At 62.6% G+C, this 20,427-nt stretch carries 19 protein-coding genes and 1 pseudogene; 10 read left to right on the plus strand and 10 right to left on the minus strand.

Annotation, left to right across the window (positions count from 1 at the left end; all coding sequences use genetic code 11):
* Positions 1 to 122 precede the first annotated feature (122 nt).
* Entirely contained in the window at positions 123 to 326 is a 204-nt protein-coding gene (locus tag IVA95_RS26380) for a hypothetical protein (RefSeq protein ID WP_247513157.1), read from the minus strand.
* A gap of 133 nt (positions 327 to 459) precedes the next feature.
* Between IVA95_RS26380 and IVA95_RS26385 the strand changes: the two genes are divergently transcribed.
* From IVA95_RS26385 to IVA95_RS26395, 3 genes are all read left to right on the plus strand, one after another.
* Complete coding sequence (locus IVA95_RS26385; protein ID WP_213245806.1) at positions 460 to 1,218, plus strand: proteasome-type protease; 759 nt, start codon at positions 460 to 462, stop codon at positions 1,216 to 1,218.
* Positions 1,219 to 1,231: 13 nt separating this feature from the next.
* Positions 1,232 to 1,996, plus strand: a complete 765-nt coding sequence (locus IVA95_RS26390; RefSeq protein WP_247513158.1) for an SDR family oxidoreductase — start codon at positions 1,232 to 1,234, stop codon at positions 1,994 to 1,996.
* Positions 1,997 to 2,188: 192 nt separating this feature from the next.
* Positions 2,189 to 3,439 (plus strand): nucleoside transporter C-terminal domain-containing protein, encoded by a 1,251-nt coding sequence (locus IVA95_RS26395; protein WP_247513159.1) that lies wholly within the window; start codon positions 2,189 to 2,191, stop codon positions 3,437 to 3,439.
* A 129-nt stretch (positions 3,440 to 3,568) separates the two neighbouring features.
* On the opposite strand, the gene IVA95_RS26400 is transcribed toward IVA95_RS26395, so the two are convergent.
* Together IVA95_RS26400 and IVA95_RS26405 are read right to left on the minus strand one after the other, a co-directional pair.
* Positions 3,569 to 4,117 carry a cupin domain-containing protein gene (locus IVA95_RS26400; RefSeq protein WP_247513160.1) on the minus strand — a complete coding sequence of 183 codons (549 nt, stop codon included), beginning with the start codon at positions 4,115 to 4,117 and terminating at the stop codon, positions 3,569 to 3,571.
* A 151-nt stretch (positions 4,118 to 4,268) separates the two neighbouring features.
* A complete protein-coding gene (locus IVA95_RS26405; protein WP_213245814.1) occupies positions 4,269 to 4,556 on the minus strand; it encodes an usg protein in 288 nt (95 codons plus the stop codon).
* Positions 4,557 to 4,938: 382 nt separating this feature from the next.
* Between IVA95_RS26405 and groES the strand changes: the two genes are divergently transcribed.
* The 5 genes from groES to IVA95_RS26430 all read left to right on the plus strand — a co-directional run bounded on the left by groES (position 4,939) and on the right by IVA95_RS26430 (position 8,570).
* Positions 4,939 to 5,253 (plus strand): co-chaperone GroES, encoded by a 315-nt coding sequence (groES, locus tag IVA95_RS26410; RefSeq protein ID WP_213245816.1) that lies wholly within the window; start codon positions 4,939 to 4,941, stop codon positions 5,251 to 5,253.
* A gap of 89 nt (positions 5,254 to 5,342) precedes the next feature.
* Positions 5,343 to 6,983 carry a chaperonin GroEL gene (groL, locus tag IVA95_RS26415; RefSeq protein ID WP_213245818.1) on the plus strand — a complete coding sequence of 547 codons (1,641 nt, stop codon included), beginning with the start codon at positions 5,343 to 5,345 and terminating at the stop codon, positions 6,981 to 6,983.
* A 388-nt stretch (positions 6,984 to 7,371) separates the two neighbouring features.
* A complete protein-coding gene (locus IVA95_RS26420; protein WP_247513161.1) occupies positions 7,372 to 7,824 on the plus strand; it encodes a phasin in 453 nt (150 codons plus the stop codon).
* Positions 7,825 to 8,037: 213 nt separating this feature from the next.
* The gene (locus tag IVA95_RS26425) at positions 8,038 to 8,247 is read left to right on the plus strand and encodes a hypothetical protein (RefSeq protein WP_247513162.1); all 210 of its coding nucleotides are present in this window, start codon (positions 8,038 to 8,040) and stop codon (positions 8,245 to 8,247) included.
* A gap of 125 nt (positions 8,248 to 8,372) precedes the next feature.
* Positions 8,373 to 8,570, plus strand: a complete 198-nt coding sequence (locus IVA95_RS26430; RefSeq protein ID WP_247513163.1) for a hypothetical protein — start codon at positions 8,373 to 8,375, stop codon at positions 8,568 to 8,570.
* A gap of 111 nt (positions 8,571 to 8,681) precedes the next feature.
* Here the strand turns inward: IVA95_RS26430 and IVA95_RS26435 are convergent, their stop codons facing one another.
* The 6 genes and pseudogenes from IVA95_RS26435 to IVA95_RS26460 all read right to left on the minus strand — a co-directional run bounded on the left by IVA95_RS26435 (position 8,682) and on the right by IVA95_RS26460 (position 15,962).
* A complete protein-coding gene (locus tag IVA95_RS26435; protein WP_213245824.1) occupies positions 8,682 to 9,425 on the minus strand; it encodes a Crp/Fnr family transcriptional regulator in 744 nt (247 codons plus the stop codon).
* A gap of 314 nt (positions 9,426 to 9,739) precedes the next feature.
* The gene (lepB, locus tag IVA95_RS26440; protein ID WP_256470297.1) at positions 9,740 to 10,423 is read right to left on the minus strand and encodes a signal peptidase I; all 684 of its coding nucleotides are present in this window, start codon (positions 10,421 to 10,423) and stop codon (positions 9,740 to 9,742) included.
* 6 nt (positions 10,424 to 10,429) lie between these two features.
* Positions 10,430 to 11,059 (minus strand): annotated as a pseudogene (locus IVA95_RS26445) (Yip1 family protein); the annotation flags it as partial.
* A 1,042-nt stretch (positions 11,060 to 12,101) separates the two neighbouring features.
* Positions 12,102 to 13,259 carry a DUF2778 domain-containing protein gene (locus IVA95_RS26450; protein ID WP_247513164.1) on the minus strand — a complete coding sequence of 386 codons (1,158 nt, stop codon included), beginning with the start codon at positions 13,257 to 13,259 and terminating at the stop codon, positions 12,102 to 12,104.
* A 263-nt stretch (positions 13,260 to 13,522) separates the two neighbouring features.
* Positions 13,523 to 14,863, minus strand: a complete 1,341-nt coding sequence (locus tag IVA95_RS26455; RefSeq protein ID WP_247513165.1) for an RtcB family protein — start codon at positions 14,861 to 14,863, stop codon at positions 13,523 to 13,525.
* A 403-nt stretch (positions 14,864 to 15,266) separates the two neighbouring features.
* Complete coding sequence (locus tag IVA95_RS26460) at positions 15,267 to 15,962, minus strand: DUF899 family protein (protein ID WP_247513166.1); 696 nt, start codon at positions 15,960 to 15,962, stop codon at positions 15,267 to 15,269.
* A gap of 315 nt (positions 15,963 to 16,277) precedes the next feature.
* Between IVA95_RS26460 and IVA95_RS26465 the strand changes: the two genes are divergently transcribed.
* Together IVA95_RS26465 and IVA95_RS26470 are read left to right on the plus strand one after the other, a co-directional pair.
* Entirely contained in the window at positions 16,278 to 16,799 is a 522-nt protein-coding gene (locus tag IVA95_RS26465) for a FecR family protein (protein WP_247513167.1), read from the plus strand.
* 11 nt (positions 16,800 to 16,810) lie between these two features.
* On the plus strand, positions 16,811 to 18,706 hold the full coding sequence (locus IVA95_RS26470; RefSeq protein WP_247513168.1) for an adenylate/guanylate cyclase domain-containing protein: 1,896 nt from the start codon (positions 16,811 to 16,813) through the stop codon (positions 18,704 to 18,706).
* 15 nt (positions 18,707 to 18,721) lie between these two features.
* Here IVA95_RS26470 and IVA95_RS26475 read toward each other — a convergent pair whose 3' ends face one another.
* Complete coding sequence (locus IVA95_RS26475; RefSeq protein WP_247513169.1) at positions 18,722 to 20,221, minus strand: glycosyltransferase family 39 protein; 1,500 nt, start codon at positions 20,219 to 20,221, stop codon at positions 18,722 to 18,724.
* Positions 20,222 to 20,427: the final 206 nt, after the last annotated feature.

Consider the following 20,427-nt stretch of genomic DNA (forward strand, 5'->3'; position numbering starts at 1 on the left):
CTCGCAATGACGGGGGCGGCCGTAACATGGCGCGCTAATACAAGGGTGGGCAAAGGCGCATCGCGCCGATGCCCACCACATGTCCACGATCAATGTTCAATGGTGAGCACGCTTCACTTTGCCTACCCTTGCTCATTTATCCAGCTACTCTGGGTTTGCGCCTTGGCATTGCCGGCCTCCGCCAGCGCGCGGAACAGCCGGATCGCTGGAACATAGTCGCCGCGGTTGTAGGCCACCATGCCGGCTTCCCAGGGACCTACCTGGGCGCCCACGCTGCCCAGCAGTGACAAGGCTGCAATCGAGCCAATCAGCGCTGATTTCCGCATGCGTTCCCCCGCCTTCGGTTGGAGGTTTTACCCGCCGGGCGCATGCCGCGCCACGGGGGAATTGGGGTTGGATGGCCCCTCGAAATTAGCTACTAGTTGGCGCCGAAAAATCAGGCGCGTTTGGGGATCGGGAATGACCTATTGTTGCGGAATTCTGGTGCGGGACGGTCTCGTCATGATCGCGGACACCCGTACCAATGCCGGCCTCGACAACGTCTCGACCTTCCGCAAGCTCCATATTTTCTCAAAACCCGGCGAGCGCATCATGGCGATCGCCAGCGCCGGCAATCTGGCGATCAGCCAGTCGGTGCTGTCGACGCTCACCGAGGGCATGGAAGATCCGCACACTGGCGAGCTCGAAACGCTGATGAACGCGCCGACGATGTTCCAGGCCGCGCAGCGCATCGGCCGCGCCATCCGCGCCGTGCACGCCACCGAAGGCGAGGCGCTGCGATCCGAAGACGTATCCTTCGACGTCTCCTTCCTGTTCGGCGGCCAGATCAAGGGCTCGCGGATGCGGCTGTTCATGGTCTACACCGCCGGCAATTTCATCGAATGCACCACCGACACGCCTTACTTGCAGATCGGCGAGCACAAATACGGCAAGCCGGTGCTTGATCGCGCGATGCATTACGATGTCGAACTCTACGAGGCGCTGAAGACCGGCCTGATCTCGATGGACTCGACCATGCGGTCCAATCTCGGCGTCGGCCTGCCGATCGACGTGCTGGTGGTGCGCACAGATGCCTGCGAGGCCGATCTCAACCACCGCATCGAGGCCGGCGAGCCCTATTTCCACGACCTGCGTTCGCGCTGGTCGGCGGCGTTGCGTGCGGCGCATCAGAATATTCCGAGACCACCCTACAAATCCGAAACAGAAACCAAGAAATGAAGGCGAGGAAACAATGGCCGACGCAACCAACAAGATCGCTCTCGTGACCGGTGCCGGCACCGGCGTCGGACGCGCGGCATCGCTGGCGCTGATGAATGCCGGCTTCACCGTGGTGCTCGCCGGGCGTCGCATGGAGATGCTGGAAGAAACCAAAAAGCTCGGTGAAAACATCGGCAAGAGCCTGTGCGTCTCGGCCGACATGACCAGCCCGGCCTCGATCGCAACCCTGTTTCAGGAGGTCAAGGACACCTATGGCCGGCTCGACGTGCTCTTCAACAATGCCGGTATGGGCGCGCCGCCGGTCAATCTCGAGGATCTCAGCCTGGAGCAGTGGCAGGCGGTGGTGAACACCAACCTCACCGGCCCGTTTCTGTGCACCCAGCATGCTTTCCGCATCATGAAGGACCAGACCCCGCGCGGCGGCCGTATCATCAATAACGGCTCGATCTCGGCGCACGCGCCGCGGCCGTTCTCGGCGGCCTATACCTCGACCAAACACGCGATCACGGGTCTCACCAAGGCTTCCAACCTCGACGGCCGCATGTACGACATCGCGGTCGGCCAAATCGACATCGGCAATGCCGCAACGCCAATGACCGACCGCATGGTCGCCGGCCCCGGTGTGATGCAGCCCGATGGCACGATGAAGCACGAACCGCGCATGGACGCGAAGGCCGTCGGCGATGCGGTCGCCTACATGGCCGGCCTGCCTCTCGATGCCAATGTACTGTTCATGACGGTCATGGCGACCAAAATGCCGTTCGTCGGCCGGGGTTGATCTCGTGCCCCGGGCGCAGCGCAGTACAACGTGCTGCGCTGCTGAACCGGGGCCAAGCTTTCCTCGCGTCACGACAAGGTCGCGGCTCTGCAGCGCGGCATGAAGTGGCGCCGCACCGCGTCCGGGACACGAGTTGGGCTTTCACAAATCGACAAGGTTGACATAATCGCTCCCGAGGTTTTCGGGGGATTCATGCTGCAACTGCAATCGGCGTTTGGCGTGCTGGCGTTGCTGGCGATCGCATGGGCGTGCGGCGAGAACCGCCGCGCCGTGTCGCTCCGTCAGGTGGCGATCGGGCTGGCCGTCACCATCGTCACCGCGCTGGTGCTGCTCAAGCTGCCGCCGGTGGCCAAGGCGTTCGGCGCCATCAACGACGCCGTCGGCACGATCGCGGCGGCGACGCGCGCCGGCACTTCCTTCGTGTTCGGCTATGTCGGCGGCGGCGCGCTGCCGTTTGACCTCAAAGCACCGGGCGCGGATTTCATCCTGGCTTTCCAGGCGCTGCCGATCGTGCTCGTCATGAGCGTTCTGACCACGCTCCTGTTCTACTGGCGCGTGCTGCCCCCGATCGTGCGCGGCATGGCGTGGCTGTTGGAGCGCACGCTCGGCGTCGGCGGCGCGGTCGGGCTGTCGGCCGCGGCCAATATCTTTCTCGGCATGGTCGAGGCACCGCTGTTTATCCGCCCCTATTTGGCGCAGCTCACGCGCAGCGAATTGTTCCTGGTGATGACCGGCGGCATGGCCGGCATCGCAGGCACCGTGCTGGTGCTTTACGCCACGTTCCTGGCGCCGCTGATTCCCGATGCGGCCGCGCATTTCGTCATCGCATCCGTGCTGGGCGCACCGGCCGCGATCCTGATCAGCCTGATCATGGTGCCGGAGACTTCCGATAAGCGCACTGGCGGCTCGCTCAGAGATCCCGACATGGATGCGTCCTCGACCATGGATGCAATCACCAAGGGCACGGCGGCCGGGCTCGAACTGCTGCTCAACATCGTCGCGATGCTCTTGGTGCTGGTGGCGCTGGTTTATCTCGTCAATGCGATCCTCGGGCTGTTGCCCGAGATCGGCGGCGCCAAAATTTCGCTACAGCGGCTGCTGGGGCTTGTGATGGCGCCGGTGTGCTGGCTGATGGGCCTGCCCTGGCCGCAAGCCGTCACGGCCGGAAGCCTGATGGGCACCAAGACGGTGCTCAACGAGCTGATCGCCTATCTTGAGCTCTCGAAACTCGGCACTGAAACGCTCGATCCGCGCTCGCGGCTGATCATGCTCTACGCGATGTGCGGCTTTGCCAACTTCGCCAGCCTCGGCATCATGATCGGCGGCCTCGGCACCATGGCACCAGATCGGCGCGAGGAGATCAATGCGTTGGGATTGAAGTCGATCGTGTCAGGCACGCTGGCGACGTGTTTGATGGGGGCGGTGGTGGGGGTGTTGACGTAAGTCCGTAGCCCGGATGGAGCGAAGCGCAATCCGGGATCAGTTCATCAGCCTGCGAGGTCGGCCCCGGATTTCGCGGAGCCTGTCATCGGCGCGCATTCGCGACCCGTTGGCTCCATCCGGGCTACGAGATCAACCCGCCAATTCCACCGTCTTGAACTCCGCCGGCATGATCACCTCCAGCAACTCGACGTCATCGGAATAATCCATGATCAGATGCTTGATGCGCGGCGGCTGGGTCCAGGCGCTGCCTTCTTTCATCAGTGTCTCGCCCTGCCCTTCCATGTAGGTCTTCACCCAGCCCTTGAGCACATAGACCATCTGGAATTCGACGTCGTGGTAGTGCAGCTTGGAAACTTCTGCCGGGTTGCACGGGCCGATCAGGCGGATGACATGCGCCTGCGCCAGGCCATGCGTCGCGTCCGCGATGCCGAGGTCGCGGTATTTGGCGTAAGTTCGCAGACCATCGGCCTTGAAATCCTCTTCGCGGTGATGGCTGATGGCGATGCGCTGCTTCGGCCGGGCCTTCCTGGCCGGTTTGGCCTTGACCGCCGGCGCGCCCCTCGCCTTCGACTTGACGGCCTTGCGGGCTGCGGATTTGGCTGCCGCCTTGTGACCCGACCACTTCTTCTTCACGGCGAGCTGCGCCGCGGGACGTGATGCCGCTTTCTTCTTGGCCATGGGTGCCTCCCTTTTTGTTTGTCGCAGGAGGCTAACACAGAATATTTTCGTAGGGTGGGCAAAGCGCGGCGTGCCCACCACCGCGAGCGGAGTGTCAGATGGTGGGCACGCTTCGCTTTGCCCACCCTACGGCAGCTCTACAGCAGCTCGGTCAATGCAGCCTGAACACCCCGTCGACGGCGCGCAGCTCCGTCGGCTTGATCAGCCTGGAATGCGCCACCGTCACGGAATATAGCGGGCCATCGAGCTTTTCCTGCCAGAACGCGAGGAAGTCCTTCAGCGCCGGGAATTTCGGAAACAGATCGTAATTCTGCCAGACATAGGTCTGCAGCAACGAAGGATGATCCGGCATCCGATACAGAATTTGCGCCGTCGTCAGCCCGTAACCCAGCACCTGCTTCCGGAAGTCGTCGGAAGCAACTCCAACCCGCGAGACCATGCCAAACCTCCATTGCTGGAAGCGCATTTCACGTGGTGGCCACACACCGAGCCGCCCCGGCGGAGATGCGCTCACATGAGAGAAATGTGACGCACGATACCAACCTATCACAAGCCTAAATGTTTAACGAATTATTGAAAATTCCCGCGTTAGCAGCAGCTTACCGCACGTGCTAATACGGGGTCCGGAGGCTTCCGTCGCCGCGTTAATCATGCCGAACAAAATTGGCAGACGACATACTTGAGTGCTAATTTTTCTGCTAGAAGCCCTTGTCCCCCGAAGAATACTGGCCTAAATCAGCCCCAGCCGGGTTGGCACTCGCTAGTCCGGACTGCCAAAATTCCAGAATTCTACAACATTCCCAGACGTTTAGGAGGACTGCATGAACTTCCGTCCGCTTCACGACCGCGTCGTGGTCAAACGCATCGACGCCGAAGAGAAGACCGCTGGCGGCATCATCATTCCGGACACTGCCAAGGAAAAGCCCTCCCAGGGCGAAGTCGTCGCCGTCGGCCCCGGCGGCCGTGACGAAACCGGCAAGCTGATCCCGATTGACCTCAAGGTCGGCGACCGCGTCCTGTTCGGCAAGTGGTCGGGCACCGAAGTCAAGATCGACGGCCAGGAGCTCCTGATCATGAAGGAGTCCGACATCATGGGCGTGCTCGACGCCTCCGCCGCCAAGAAGAAGGCCGCCTAAGACACCGCCTGCCACGCTCACCCTGAGGAGCGCCCGCAAGGCGCCTCCCCGACAGGGTGAGAAACAAAGATCAACTCAGGGAAACAAATATGTCAGCCAAAGAAGTCAAATTCGGCGTCGATGCCCGCGACCGCATGCTGCGCGGCGTCGACATCCTCAACAACGCCGTGAAGGTCACGCTCGGCCCGAAGGGCCGCAACGTGGTGCTCGACAAGTCGTTCGGCGCTCCCCGCATCACCAAGGACGGCGTCACCGTCGCCAAGGAGATCGAGCTCGACGACAAGTTCGAGAACATGGGCGCGCAGATGGTGCGCGAAGTCGCCTCCAAGTCCGCTGACGCTGCCGGCGACGGCACCACCACCGCGACCGTTCTCGCGGCTGCGATCGTCCGTGAAGGCGCCAAGTCCGTTGCCGCCGGCATGAACCCGATGGACCTGAAGCGCGGTATCGACCTGGCGGTGGAAGCCGTGGTCGCCGACCTCGTCAAGAACTCCAAGAAGGTCACCTCGAACGAGGAAATCGCCCAGGTCGGCACCATCTCCGCCAACGGCGACGCCGAAATCGGCAAGTTCCTCGCCGACGCCATGAAGAAGGTCGGCAACGAGGGTGTCATCACGGTTGAGGAAGCCAAGTCGCTCGAGACCGAACTCGACGTCGTCGAAGGCATGCAGTTTGACCGCGGCTACATCTCCCCCTACTTCGTTACCAACGCCGACAAGATGCGCGTCGAGATGGACGATGCCTACATCTTGATCAACGAGAAGAAGCTGTCCTCGCTGAACGAGCTGCTGCCGCTGCTGGAAGCCGTGGTGCAGACCGGCAAGCCGCTGGTGATCGTCGCCGAAGACGTCGAAGGCGAAGCCCTCGCCACCCTCGTCGTCAACCGTCTGCGCGGTGGTCTGAAAGTCGCTGCCGTCAAGGCTCCGGGCTTCGGCGATCGCCGCAAGGCCATGCTGCAGGACATCGCGATCCTGACCGGTGGTCAGGCGATCTCGGAAGACCTCGGCATCAAGCTTGAGAACGTCACGCTGCAGATGCTCGGCCGCGCCAAGAAGGTGATGATCGACAAGGAAAACACCACCATCGTCAACGGCGCCGGCAAGAAGGCCGACATCGAGGCGCGCGTGCAGCAGATCAAGGCGCAGATCGAGGAAACCACCTCGGACTACGACCGCGAGAAGCTGCAGGAGCGTCTGGCCAAGCTCGCGGGCGGCGTCGCGGTGATCCGCGTCGGCGGCGCGACCGAAGTCGAAGTCAAGGAGCGCAAGGATCGCGTGGATGACGCGATGCATGCGACCCGTGCGGCGGTTGAAGAAGGCATCGTGCCGGGTGGCGGCGTCGCCCTGCTCCGCGCGTCCGAGCAGCTCAAGCGCATCAAGACCGCCAACGACGACCAGAAGACCGGTGTCGAGATCGTGCGCAAGGCGCTGTCCGCACCGGCCCGCCAGATCGCGATCAACGCCGGTGAAGACGGCTCCGTCATCGTCGGCAAGATCCTCGAGAAGGAGCAGTACAATTATGGTTTCGACTCGCAGACCGGCGAATACGGCAATTTGGTCTCCAAGGGCATCATCGACCCGACCAAGGTCGTTCGTGCGGCGATCCAGAACGCGGCCTCCGTCGCGGCTCTCCTGATCACCACCGAAGCCATGATCGCCGAACTGCCGAAGAAGAACGCCGGCGGCCCCGCAATGCCTCCGGGCGGCGGCATGGGCGGCATGGATTTCTGAGCCAGCCTCTCAGGCGATACGAATGCAGAACCCCGGCAGCGATGCCGGGGTTTTTGCTTTGACGGCGACGCCGACGGCCAGAGCGCTGATGTCACTGCAACGTGACGCTGAAGCAAAACCTTCCCGCTGTTTGAGATATCCCGGTTATACACAGCGCGGTGTAAATTATACCAGCGTATGCGTTGACAATTTTCAAAAAACTTCTCGCGAGAGTCGCAAACCGAACCGACAGTGCCGCTCTCCTCAAGCAAAGTTGTATCGGTTCGGGGCTAAATCAAAGCTCATCCAAATCAGGTCCAACACGGAGCGTGAGCTCTCGTGACGCGAGCGTGCGTCGCGGGGAATGCTTTCGCTCGCGAAGGAGTAATGCTCTGTGAGTGAAAGCGAAATGAAAGTCACACTGAATGGAACCAATGTCTTCGGCATGCCGTTGCCGGACTTCTCGAAGATCGCCTGGCCCGGCGTAAGCGGCGAGCTTGCCGAGCAGGGTTTCGCCCGCGCCCGGGAAAACTACGAGAAGATCAAGGCCGCGTCGGCGGAGATGACGGAAGCGGTGCGCGAGACCTATTCGAGCAACGCCAGAGGCGCGACCGATTACGGGCTGAAGGTGTTCGAAATCTCCAACGCCAATGCCGCCGCGGCGCTCGACTTCTTCGCCCATCTCGTCGGCAGCAAGTCGCCCAGCGATGTCTTGACCTTGTCCGCGACGCAAGCGCGCAAGGCGTTTGAGACCGCATCCGACCAGAACAAGGAATTGTGGACGCTTGCCCAGAAGCTTGCAACGGAATCGGGCGAGCCGATCAGGAAGCACTTCACCAAGAGTCTCCACCCGGCCGGCTAAAAGCCGCGTCTAGTTCACGTCCAAGGTTCGTTTGAGGAGGGATCCGGCCGGTTGGAATAAGCCCAGTAGCGAGCACGCAGCCCCCACTGGCCGATGCTCGACCAAATCAGGTGCGCGATGCCCCCCAAGTAACCCGCACCGACAAGAGGCGCATTTCCAACCGGCCGGTACTTTTTCAATCGACAATGAAAGCCAATCTCAAGGGAGGGCGATATGGGAATGGTCATGGTCAAATGTCCGCGAACCGGACATGCGATTCCCACCGGCATCAAGACTGATCGCGAGAGCTTTAGCCGCAGCGCAGTGTTCTTCGCGCGGACCCGTTGCGTGATCTGCCACGCCGATCACGCCTGGTTTGCCCGGGAAGCCTGGGTCGACGAGCCAAGCATCCGTGTGCGGCGACGCAGCGCCGGCTCGGTCTAGCGTTTTCAAGCGAAGCGTGCCCTCGGACTTGATCCGAGGGCGGCGACCATTTCGCAAACACAATACTTCAAATCAAAGAATCCGCGTCGATACAGATCACGCGATAGTCGCGATGGAGGGACACCATGGCGCGAGAGCAAATTTCAATTGGAACGTCCGCCTGGCTGCTGCAGGCCAAGGACTTTCTTGAAGAAGCTCGGCGGTTGAAGCCGGGCCCCGAGCGCAACGAATTGCGGCAGACGGCGAAGGTGCTGCGAGAGATTGCGAAGCTCGAGGCGGGATCCGGGTCGGCACTCGACCGCGGCTGGCGGCAGAGAACCTGATCGGGCGAAGGATCCGCCCGTCGATGGGCGTTCCAGAACGCCATAGCAGCAAGTCACGATGCGGAACGACGAGCGACCGCGCGAAAGGCGCTTCACCTGGTACTGCCCGATTCAATTTCCGCGAACGCGCCGATCTTCGGACAGAACCGCGGCGCGAGATCGGGCCGAATGGAGCGCGAACATCTCCTCGACTTCGAGGCGCATGACGCTGTGGCATTCGCATGCTACCGTCGCGAGCCGCGCCTGATCGATCTCGATCAGGCCTCGCCGATCGGACCTTATCGCGCCACGCGCGCGCAGCTTGCGCATCAGCAGTGTTACGGTCGTGCGTCGTACCCCGAGTATTTGCGAGAGTGCCTGCTGAGTCAGCGGAAGCACGTCATGGTCGATGCGGTCGCGAAGCTGCAGCAACCAGCGAGCCATTCTGGCTTCGACCGGGTGAAGCGCATTGCATGCCGAACCAAGCTGAAGCTGCATCAGCATCGCCCTCACGTGAATCTGGACCGCGTGCCGTATCGCTGGACTGCGGTTGAAAGCAGTGTGAAATCGCGATGCGGAAATCCTGGCGGCGGTGCCCGCCGCACGAACGACCGCGCTATTGTCTGAAGGAGAAGGCCCGAGCACTGAAAGAATACCTACCGCCCCCTCGCGCCCGACTGCGGCGGTGGCAACTGTATGCCCGTCCGCCATGTCGATCATTAGCGAGATGGCGCCGCTATGAGGGAAGTAGACGTACTCGATTGCGTCACCCGCCCGCGAAAGGACCGCGTCCTGATCGAGCGCAATCGTCTCAAGCTCGGGCTCCAGCAGATCGAAGTCCGATGCCGGCAATGCTGCAAGAAGGCGATTTCCCATTCCGCGGCGAGGTGTCACCATGGGGAACCCGAGGCACGCCTTCCGCGACGATCGCCATCTGGCGCGTCCGGTAACGGGAGCCTCAACGCAAGTTCAAATCTGCTTTCTGTACGCGCACTCACTCAAACATACTCTCACACAACAAAGCCCAAATACGCGGCCGCGAGGCGGACTGCTCGCAGCCTTCTAAGAAGTTAGATGCAAATGGGCCGCCGGACGCAACTGCAAAATGCGCATGGGTAACACCGTAAGCGTACGGGGATGCACGGTTCCAATTTCGGCGCACGGCAGGGCGGCTCGCGATCGAGGAGTGGCTATTGCACCACCGTGCCGATCCGCCCGTAACGAATGGCGGGCTGCGTGCCGTTGCCGCCGCGTTCCAGAGAGAAGAAAATCATGCCCACGCGGCCGATGACATTCTCCAGCGGAATGTATCCGACGGCCGAAAGGACGCGGCTGTCAGTAGAATTATCGCGGTTGTCGCCTAGCACGAACAGGTGGCCGGCTGGCACAGTGAGAACATTGGTGCCGTCGTAAAATCCTCTGTCGACGCAATCAAGCGTCGTGTAGCTCGCTCCATCCGGCAATGTCTCGCGCCAGCGTTTCACCTTGATCGATCCGCCTCCGCACGCATCGCTCCCGTCGAAATCCTCCATGCGCTCGCGCCTGACGGCCGTGCCATTGATATAAAGCTCTCCCTCCTTCATCTGGATGCGATCGCCGGGAAGACCTACCACCCGCTTGACATAGTCGGTCGACGTGTCCTTTGGCAGGCGGAAGACGATCACATCGCCGCGGCCAGGAACGGAGCCGAAGATGCGTCCCGAAAACAGCGGCGGCGAGAACGGAAACGAATACCGTGTGTAGCCGTAGGGGTACTTAGAGGCGAAAACGTAATCGCCCGAAAGCAAGGTCGGGCTCATGGAGGCGGCCGGAAGATTGAACGGGTGAAACAAGAACGTCCTTACAATGAGTGCGAGAACCGACGACGGCAGCAACGCCCCGGCGGCATAAGCCGCAATCGTACGCCAGAAGCCGAACCGTTCGACGCGCGACAGCATCAGCAGGGTCAAGACGATCGACCATAGCCCACATGCACCGATCGCGTAGTCGCCCAACGTCGCAAGCGACCGCGGTTCAGCGCCTCCCCCACCCGCGATTCGCCAACCGACGGAAATCGACAGGACGATCGCGAGCCCCAGAACGTTCGGCAAGGTGCCCCAGGCGAATACGGCGCGCACCGCAGCAGCCGAGGCCTCGCCTCCCATCTTTCGCCCCAGCCAGCCGGTGACGGCTGCGAACAGATAAAGATTGATGACCCCAAGAATGCCGCCGCCGACGCCGCACGCCAGCAATGCCCGCCAGCCAATGAGTTCGCTAGCTGCCCCATATGTCGTCAACATGCCGGCAGCCGAGGCCGTTCCACCAAGCGCGGCCAATGGCAGAACCAGATAATCGGGCCGACTGGCCGCTATGCGTTCGATGGTTTGCCGCGGACTCAACCAGATGGAAATGAACGGCGACGTCTGTCGCACATCGGCATCGAACGGCATATCAGACATTGCAATCACACGTTTGACCGGCCCCCAAGGTAGCGGCCACGCAGATCGCTTTATCAGAGGCTGCATTGACATGCCAACGCGAGAATGCGGAATGCCGACGAGCACGGTTGCGGTCGCTAAAGGTGCGAGGAAACCTAACGTCGAGCCTGCCTCCAGATGGTGGGCATGCTTCTGCCCTTCTCAGGGTTGACGGAGGTCGAGGTCGTCGCTTTGCCCAGGCTAAGGACTCTCTCCGTCGTTCCGGACGCAACGATGTCGCGAGCCTACGATGTTCAATTGCACATCGGAGAGTGACGGTTGGCAAGACGCGACAAATCACCTGTCGGGCAAATCACTTCTGATTTTCAGAAATCGTGTCAAGGCCGGGAATCAAAAATATTTCGCTTCACGCGAGGGGCAAATCAGCCGCATAACTCCGCCCGTCTCACCCGATGGAGGGGCGGCTCGCGATCGTCACGAACGTGCGGTGAGATGCGATGGACGCTGATGGCGCGCTAGACGTACGCGCCCGACGCGTACGGCGAAGTCGTGTGGTTCTGGCGCCGCGGTGCTGGCGTTAAGTCCTTTGGAAGCGAAGCTTCTCAGGGGCGACGGTGGCAAGAAAGCCGTTCACCGGGGAGAGCACGAAGTAAGCCGTAAAACCATTGCGCAGGGAAGGCCGGGATGCTCCCGCTGTACCTGTATGCTCGTGTGCACTTTTGTTTGCGCAAATCGCACGCGAGACCGCGGGTGCAGCAAGCACCCGGTCTTCCCTGCGCCCTCTGAATAAGAGGGCGGGAAATGAAGAGCAAACCTCGGGCGCAAAGCGCCGCGAGATCGCGAAGTCATACTCCGAATTGTAGGATGGGTGGAGCGCAGCGATACCCATCGCCTTGCAACGGCATTGATGGGTATCGCTTCGCTCCACCCATTCTACGGAACCGTCATGAGCGGGTGGCCCAGTATTCCAGAGACGTCAACGATTGAGCCGAGAAGCCGCAGCCTACTGGATGCCCCACCGGAGCTTGTCATCGGGCTCGCCGAAGGCGAGACCCGGTGGCGGGGCATGACAGCGTTATGCAGTTGTTGGAAAATTGGATCTGACCGTCGAGCGCAGCAGCGCTACGCTCCGCGCTTACTGGATCTTCGCCAGCACTGCGAGGCGGCGGATGCCCTTGTTGCGATAGGCGTCGAGGAACGCATAGTAGTCCTTGAACGACACGCAGCCATTGGACTGGCCGCTCGGCCCGAGCATGTAGGTGTGCGCGAGCAGCCCGTCGCGGCCGAAGATTTTTTCTTCGCCGCCGATCGGCGTCAGCCGCAGCGCCGGCACGCCGTGAAACAGCGCCTCGCGCGGCTTCAGTTCGTAAATGTGCGGCGGCGTCACGCCCTGCATCCGTACATGCGAATAGCGTACGTCATCCATCTTGGAGCCGAGGCCCGAATGCGCCTCCAGCCTGGTGCCGTCAGGCAGATAGACTGTCTTCGCGGAAATGTCGTAGACCGCGGTCTGGCGATCATAGGGCGGCGAGCCGCCCATCATCGGGTTCTGGCTTCGCGTATCGATGATGCTGCCGGTGACGTTGGCGTCGGCGGATGCAAAAGCGAGCAACGAGTTCTGCGAAGGCTGCTTGCCCCACAGTTTTTCAACCATGGTCTGCCTGTCGTTGGAAGCAATCGACATCACGGCGGCCTTGGCGCGCTGTGCCATGTCGCGAACGGTGGAGCCGGATGCCTTCGCGGTCTTGGCCTCGGTCTCCGCCGGGACCGGCGCGGGTGCGTTCAACGCGAGCTTGGTGGCAGGAGCGGAAATCTTCGGCTTCGTCGCTTCCACGGGCTTCGAAGCTTGAACGGCTTTCGGCGCTTCGGCCGGCGGCGAAGCTTCCGCCAGTCTCGTCGGTTCGACGGGCTTGGATTCGGCCGCTCTCGAGGGCTCGCCTTGCGCGGCGGCGGCTGCGAACCTTTCGTTGAACATCAGCGACATCGCGACGTTCTCCGGCGCGGGAATTACCAGCGACTGCTGCGGCAGCGACGCGAAAATCTCATTGAAGGCCGGCCGCACGGCATGCGCAGTGACGGTGCTCGGGTTGTTGACGGCGGGCGCCTCGAAGCCGGCGTTGTTCACGGATGGATAGATGCTGGCGCCGAGCACGTTGCTGTAAACGGTCCAGGCGCAGCCCAGCACGAGGCCTGCGACCGCGACACCGCCGAGAAAATATTGGAGAATGCCTTTGCGGGAGGATTTCCCGCGGCTGCGGGCCGCAGGACCGAACGCACGCGTACGCTTACTCATTCACACAACGCCCAGAACAATTCCACCAAGTCCCCTATTGATGCTGCGTCCGGAGACGTTCCCTGCAGCATCTCGCAGAGGCACAGAGCGTCATTAAGGCGACTTTTAGTTAAATCGGGCTTAAACGCGGGCAGATGTAAGGCGGGCTCAAATCCATGGAATAATTGGGGAAATCACCCCCGTAGTGATGCGGGAATTGGTGCCAATCAGGGACACCCGGCGTGACGCAACACCGGATGTCCCATAACGGGCCAAGTTCGGCCTCAATCCTTGAACGGGTCGAACTCGTTCTCGCCGGCCATCGCCACTGCGAACGGACGCAGCGTATGCTGCACCTTGATCGAGCCGGCGTGCTCCGCGATCACCTCCGGCAGGCGGCGATAGGCCATCGGGCTTTCATCGAGGTCCGCGCCGATCAACGTCACGCCACGCGATTGCAACCATGCGTCCATCTCGGCACGAGTGAACCGGCGCTTGGCCTCCCTGCGGCCAAACAAGCGGCCCGCGCCGTGCACTGTCGAGTAGAGCGAAGCCTTCGCCTCCTCGCTGTCGACACCTTCGACGATGACAGCCTCGTCGCCCATCGATCCGCCGATGAAGCCACGCTGTCCCGGAAATGCCGGGGTCGCGCCCTTGCGAACTACCCACAAATCCTTGCCGCCATGGTTCTCCCGCCACGCGTAATTGTGGTGGTTGTGAACCATGTCGGTGATCACGCCGCCGATGATCCGACGCACGCGCTCGACCACCCATTCGCGGCCGGCATAGGAGTAGCGCCCGGCGAGTTGCATCGCCGCGGTGTAGCGCCGCCCGATCTCGCTGTCCTCATCGATGACGGCGGGCGGCACGTTCATGCCGTCCTTACCGCCCGCGGCCTTGAGGTAGCGGGTCGCGCTGGTGTGGCCGAGGCCACGGCTGCCGAAGTGCACACCGATCCAGACAAAGCCTTCCTCGTCGCGCAGCAGGTCGACATAGTGGTTGCCCGAACCGACGGTGCCGAGTTGCGACGCTGCCTTCTGCCGGTAGGCGCCCATGTCGGATTCACGCCACGCGTCATCATCGTCGAACAGGTCATGCTCGACGCGCTCGTCGTTGGTACGTCCGACGCCGAACGAAATCACGCTGTGCACGTCCTTGATGATCGTTCCGACGTTGCTCTCGATCTGGCTGAACGGCGTGTCGAGGCGCACAGCCATGTTGCCGCAGCCGATGTCGAAGCCGACACCGGAGATGCTGATCTGCCTCTCATAGGCGATCACGCCGCCGACCGGCTGGGCATAGCCGAGATGGCCGTCCGCGCAAATGACGCCGGCGACTGCGTTGCCAACCGACATGCAATTGCGCATCTGCGCAATCGTGGCGTCCTCGTGCTTGCCGAAGATCTTGAGCGGGCTGTTCTGGTATTGCGCCGCCTGCGGCCTGAGCGCGATATCGGAAGCAATAGCCTCCGCATCGCGTGCAAGCTTCTCTTTGCGCGCGGCATCACGGAACAGGCACCAGGTCGGCATCGGCCGCTGGCCGGGCCTGTCGATCTTCGCATCGGGGTCGAGCCCGGCTTCAACGGCCAAGGCCCTGGCGCGCTCCTGGTAGGGATCGGATCGCATCTCACTCTCCTTCACTGCATACTTCGTTCCGCAGGCCGCTCAGGACTTCGGAAGGACCTGCGTCAATCGCGACACAGGTCGGGTTGGTTTTGCAGGCAGGGAGGAATTACGAAGTCGAGCTTGCCACGAATGGCACACCGCGGATCATTCCCTGCCTCGGCGGCAGAGGGAGACCGCTGCCGCGTTACGCTGGTAGTTTGCCTTGCGGATACGATGCCCCAATCGAATACACGCCAATTGCGCACGCCAAGGCACGACCATGCCGGACGACCGGCTGGCCTGCACAACGTGACGGATTGGTTTCTATACGAGGCATCGTCTTTCCATGATCGGCGGAAGCGCGCGATCACTTACATCAATTTCCGGATTTGTAAATGGGTCGGCGTCAGCCGCGAGCACCTCGCTAATAGCTGAACCGCGGATACCAGTCCTTGCCGCGCCCTTCCGGCGTGGTGTCGAGAATGGTCCACAGCGGATCGATATCGGGCGCGCCGCGCGGGTCCTGTCCGGGGTCGGCGGTCGATGGTCCCATCTCGCCGGACCAGAAATGGCGGATGCTGCCGTCGCGGCGCGTGAACACGGTGTAGCCGGGCACATCGGCATCTGCCGCGCTGACATAATCGCGCGTGTAATCGCCCGACGCGTCCGAATAGATTTTATGCCGTGTCCAGCCGCGCGCCTTCTTCGCTTCGATCAATCGTGCGATCGGCGAGCGCGCCACGAACACGAAGGCGATGCGCTGTTCGACGTCGGGCAGCTTGCCCTCCCACGTGCTCATGAACGAGGTGCACATCGGGCACGGCTGCTCGCGCTGCGGACCAAACATGTAACTGTAGATCACGAGCGTCTGCTTGTCGCCGAACAGGTCCGACAAGGTGACCTTGCTGCCCTCGCCTTCGAATTCATAGTTCTTCGTCACCGCGCCGCCCGGCGGCAACGCGCGGCGCAACTCGGCGACCCGCTCGATGTGACGGCGCAGTTCGATCTCCTCGGCCAGCAATTGTTCGCGGGCGCGGCGATATTCGGTGCTCTCGTTAGGAAGGCGCACGCGGCTTGTGCTTGCGAGTTCGGCGGCAGGTTTCAGTGCGGAACTGGACATGGCAACACCTCGGTTGTGGTCGAGTGGTTACAAGACGTTTCTGGTTACAAGACGTTTCGCGCCTCGTCGGTCCGACACCTGCGCAACGGAAATTTCGATGTTCCAGCCGCCGTTTGGGTCCACTTTCGAGCCGTTTCCGTGCTGATTTACCGGATCTTTTTGCTGAACTGCCGGACCGGAAGATTTCGCCGAACCTTACCCGCCGAAGGCAGACATAATATCATCTATTATTGGCTTTGCGCTGGATCGCGGCGCTTGATACGGTACCGTATCACCTTACTCCTTCTGTTTCGCCGTACCCCAAAGGGGGCCGCTATGATAATGCTGGCACGCGCCGGATCGATCGCCTTGGCAGGCATGCTGCTGTTCGCCGGACCTGCGGCGGCGCAGCCGGCAAAATCAGGCTGCATGTCCGCATCGACGGCCCAGGGAACGCAAACGCTGCGTTGCCAGAACGCGATCACGATCGTGGCCGAAAGCGGCGCGAAGTTCGAACTCAGGGATCGCAACCGTGATGGCCAGGTCGATTCCGTTGAACTCAGCAACAAGGCCCTGCTGCTCGAAGTGCCGAAGAAGCCGGGCCGCGTCAGGTTCGAGGTTATGACACCGCAGGCGATTGCCGCGGTGCGCGGTACCAAATGGACGGTGGACGCCGAAGGGGCGAAGACATCGGTCTTCGTCGTCGATGGCCGCGTGCGCGTGGCGCGCCCCGTCGGCCGCGGCAGCGTCGTACTCGGCGCCGGTGATGGCGTCGATGTCGAGCCGTCCGGCGAGTTGATCGTCAAACGCTGGCCGCCCGCGCGCGTTGCGGCCTTGATGGCAAGATTGGGACAATAGAAGCCGAGCGGATGAGCCGTCGACGCCTTCATATTCTGGTTGTGTTGCTTTGCACGGGATTGTGGGCAGGCGCGATGTGGCTCGGCCATTCGGCCGGCCATCTGCGGTTCCTCGACCGGCTCGAGTCGGCATTGACCGACGTGCGCACGCTGGTGCGCGGCGTGAAGGCGCCGCCGGACCTCGTCACGATCGTTGCGATCGACGACACTATCGTCAAACTCGTCGGCACCTATCCGCTGCCGCGCGCGGAGATAGCCAAAATCGTCGAGGCGATCGCGCGGCTGGAGCCGAAAGTCATCGCGATTGATCTCTTGCTGATCGACAAGGGACCCGCCGACGGCGATGCGGCGCTCGCGAAATCGCTCGCGGCGAGTCCGACAGTGCTTGCAGCGGCTGCGGTATTTTCGAACACCGTTCAGCCTTCCGCTGACAACGACGGGCCCCTGGCCCGTCTGCCGAAGGCCAGCCGCTTCCTACTGCCGCTGCCGGCATTCGCCGACCGCGCGGAAGTCGGTATCGCCAATGTGGCGACCGGCCAGACCGGCACGCCGCTCTCGGTCCCGATGCTGTTCCGGACGGGCGACAAGATCGAATTGTCGCTTCCGCTCCGGGTCGCATCGATCGCGATCGACCAACCGCTGACGATCGAGCCCGACCGCCTCAGGTTCGGCGATCGGCCGATCCCAACCGCCTCCCACTATGCGCTGCCGATTTCCTATTACGGCCCACGCCAGACCATTCGCACGATCAGCGCCGCCAGTCTGGTCGACGGCCATGTCGACAAGCAAGCCATCCAGGGCCGCATCATCGTGCTCGGCGCGACCGCAACCGGCGCCGGCGACTTCTTTCCGACGCCGTTCGATTCACTGATGCCTGGGGTGGAAATCATTTCCACTGCGATTACGCATCTGGTCGCGGGAGACGGCCTCGTGCGCAACCAAACGGTTCGTATCGCCGGGGCGATCACGGCGATCCTGCTCCCGATGTTGCTGGTCGGCTTGCTGGTGTGGCGGCGAAACCCAATCGGTCTCGTGGCGGTCAGCGCGGTCGTGCTGGCATGGGCGACCGCAAATACGGTTGCTTTCGCGCACGGCATCTGGCTCGACGCCGCGACCACCATTGCCGCAACAGCGCCGCCGCTCATGCTGTTCGGGGCGGTCCAGCTATGGTCGGGCCGACGCAGTGCCCAGCACCTCGCCGTACAAAACAGGTTGCTCGAACAATTCCAGACGCCGGGCCTGCAGCAATGGCTGACACGCGATCCTGACTTCCTGCTGGCGCCGGTCCGGCAGAATGCCGCGGTCGTGTTCATCGATCTCTCTGGATTTACCTCGCTCAGCGAAACGCTCGATCCGGATGCCACACGGGGGCTATTGAAGGAATTTCACGCGCTGGTCGACAAGGAAGCGACGGGATGCGGTGGCATGATCACGAGTTTTCTCGGCGACGGCGCTATGATCCTGTTCGGCCTGCCGGAGCCGGCGGAGGATGACGCTACACGCGCGGCAGAATGTTCGATCGCGCTCTGCGTCAAGACCGAACGCTGGATCGAAGCGTTGCCGCCGGCAATCGCGCATCGAATCGGATTCAAGATCGGCGCGCATTTCGGGCCGATCGTCGCCTCCCGGCTCGGCGGCCGCAACCATCAGCACATCACCGCGACCGGCGACACCGTGAATGTGGCAAGCCGTCTGATGGAAGTGGCGGCACGCCACGATGTCCGGCTGGCGGTGAGCGATACGCTGCGCATCGCAGCCGAACGCACCGGCGCGCGGCTGAAGCCCGGCAGCCTTGCCGGCCCGGTCGAGGCGCAGATTCGCGGCAGGTCGGGCTCGCTCGCGGTCTGGCTATGGCGGAGCGAACATCCGGCGTTGGACCAACGCACGCATCCCGACGCCGCCGAGTGACCGGAGCCGTGCGTCCTATTGCAGTTCCGGCGGCGGTGTCCGGTCGAACACCTCGCCCTTCGATCCGCGCAGGAGATGGAGCGCATAGGTCTCGACCACGAGCGGACCGCGTCTGCGCTCGACCTCGCCGACCTTCTCCACGCTGGCGAACCTGTCCCTTAACGGAGGATCCCCCGGCCAGACCTCGCGGACATAAAGCAGCGGTCCGGCGAGCTGCGCCGCGTCGGGCTCGGGCATGTTGACCCAACGGATGCGCTGGCTCTGCTGCGCGACGCAGGTGCCCTTCGGCAGATAGAAGGCGAGCCAGCCGGTGGTGCCGTAATCCGAGGCCAGCACGCATGTGGCTCCCGTTCGCGCCCTCGCCGCTTCGATCTCTGCGGCCGTTTCGCGCCAGCCGATGCCGACGCTGCGCACCGTGGCATCGCGGCGATAGCCCGAGAGCACGCCGGTGTCGGCCTGCACGACCAGCAGCACGAACATCAGAACGCCGCCCGGCACTGCCCAGCGCCGGCAGAAATCGACCAGGCGCTGCCAGCGCGGCTCCCAGTCGACCAGATGCGCGGCGACGGCGGCGGCGATGGCAAACGCAGGATAAACCGGCGCAAACCAGTTGGCCTCGACGCGCGCATGTAGCGAATGCCAGACGAAATAGGCGACGATGATCCAGAACATCACATTGACCAGCGCGCGCGCCGGCAGCGCGCCGGCCCGGCGGCGAAGAAGCGCGTAGAGCCCCATCGCGCCGAGCATCCACACCAGCGGCGTCGCGAACGCGATCTGCGTCGGGATCAGTTCGGCGATGAAGACGGGCCGAAAATCCTCGATCCGCGCCCGCCCCATCTGCTTGATGAAAGACACCCAGTGGTGCTCGGCGTTCCACAGAATGACCGGTGCAAACAACGCTAGGGCAACGAGGCCAGCGAGATAAAGCCAGGGCGAGACCAGCCAGTGCCGCAGCTTGGGAACCGCGATCAGCCAGATCAGGATGGCGGGTCCGAAGAACAGTGCAGTGTATTTCGACAAGAGCGCGCAGCCGGCCGCTGCGCCGACCGCTAGCCACCACACGCCTCGGCCGGTCTGCAACACCTTGGCGAGCGCAAACAGCAGGAGACTGGACGCCACCAGGAGCGGCGCGTCCGGCGTCACGATCATGGTGCCGACCGCGGCCATCAGCGTAATGTTTAGGAGGATCGCCGACGAGGCGGCGACGCGCCGGCTGCCGAACAGGATGGCGGCGGCCTGGTAGATCGCCCAGCTCATCGGCAGCGCCAGCAGGATCGAGACCAGCCGCACGCCGAACTCGGTATCGCCTGCGATCAGGGTGCCGAGCCGGATCACCGCGGCAACCATCGGCGGATGATCGTAATAGCCGCCGGCAAGATGCTTCGACCACATCCAGTAATAGGCTTCGTCGAAGGTGATCGGCGTGAAAGCCGCGGCTACGAGCCGCAGCGCCACCAGCGCCAGGATCGCAAGACCCGTGTTGAGAGCAACGCGCGCCTCGTTCGAGTTCATTTTGGAGCGCTACCGGTCCTAATTGTATCAGGACCGGGCTCCAACTCGTTGTTTTGACCTTCCCACCACTCGTCGTCCCGCCCGCCACCCGTCATCCCCGCGAAAGCGGGGATCCAGTACGCCGGGAAGCCAGTAACCAGATCGAAAGGCGGCGGCGTACCGGATCGCCCGGTCAAGCCGGGCAATGACAGCGGAACGTGAGGCGC

The organism is Bradyrhizobium sp. 157, from assembly GCF_023073815.1.
GTDB lineage: Bacteria > Pseudomonadota > Alphaproteobacteria > Rhizobiales > Xanthobacteraceae > Bradyrhizobium.

Bases quoted from the DNA above. Each gene is read 5' to 3' on its own strand.
- IVA95_RS26380 (WP_247513157.1), bottom strand. From the start codon at position 326: ATGCGGAAATCAGCGCTGATTGGCTCGATTGCAGCCTTGTCACTGCTG.
- IVA95_RS26385 (WP_213245806.1), top strand. From the start codon at position 460: ATGACCTATTGTTGCGGAATTCTGGTGCGGGACGGTCTCGTCATGATC.
- IVA95_RS26390 (WP_247513158.1), top strand. From the start codon at position 1,232: ATGGCCGACGCAACCAACAAGATCGCTCTCGTGACCGGTGCCGGCACC.
- IVA95_RS26395 (WP_247513159.1), top strand. From the start codon at position 2,189: ATGCTGCAACTGCAATCGGCGTTTGGCGTGCTGGCGTTGCTGGCGATC.
- IVA95_RS26400 (WP_247513160.1), bottom strand. From the start codon at position 4,117: ATGGCCAAGAAGAAAGCGGCATCACGTCCCGCGGCGCAGCTCGCCGTG.
- IVA95_RS26405 (WP_213245814.1), bottom strand. From the start codon at position 4,556: ATGGTCTCGCGGGTTGGAGTTGCTTCCGACGACTTCCGGAAGCAGGTG.
- groES (WP_213245816.1), top strand. From the start codon at position 4,939: ATGAACTTCCGTCCGCTTCACGACCGCGTCGTGGTCAAACGCATCGAC.
- groL (WP_213245818.1), top strand. From the start codon at position 5,343: ATGTCAGCCAAAGAAGTCAAATTCGGCGTCGATGCCCGCGACCGCATG.
- IVA95_RS26420 (WP_247513161.1), top strand. From the start codon at position 7,372: ATGAAAGTCACACTGAATGGAACCAATGTCTTCGGCATGCCGTTGCCG.
- IVA95_RS26425 (WP_247513162.1), top strand. From the start codon at position 8,038: ATGGGAATGGTCATGGTCAAATGTCCGCGAACCGGACATGCGATTCCC.
- IVA95_RS26430 (WP_247513163.1), top strand. From the start codon at position 8,373: ATGGCGCGAGAGCAAATTTCAATTGGAACGTCCGCCTGGCTGCTGCAG.
- IVA95_RS26435 (WP_213245824.1), bottom strand. From the start codon at position 9,425: ATGGGAAATCGCCTTCTTGCAGCATTGCCGGCATCGGACTTCGATCTG.
- IVA95_RS26450 (WP_247513164.1), bottom strand. From the start codon at position 13,259: ATGAGTAAGCGTACGCGTGCGTTCGGTCCTGCGGCCCGCAGCCGCGGG.
- IVA95_RS26455 (WP_247513165.1), bottom strand. From the start codon at position 14,863: ATGCGATCCGATCCCTACCAGGAGCGCGCCAGGGCCTTGGCCGTTGAA.
- IVA95_RS26460 (WP_247513166.1), bottom strand. From the start codon at position 15,962: ATGTCCAGTTCCGCACTGAAACCTGCCGCCGAACTCGCAAGCACAAGC.
- IVA95_RS26465 (WP_247513167.1), top strand. From the start codon at position 16,278: ATGATAATGCTGGCACGCGCCGGATCGATCGCCTTGGCAGGCATGCTG.
- IVA95_RS26470 (WP_247513168.1), top strand. From the start codon at position 16,811: ATGAGCCGTCGACGCCTTCATATTCTGGTTGTGTTGCTTTGCACGGGA.
- IVA95_RS26475 (WP_247513169.1), bottom strand. From the start codon at position 20,221: ATGAACTCGAACGAGGCGCGCGTTGCTCTCAACACGGGTCTTGCGATC.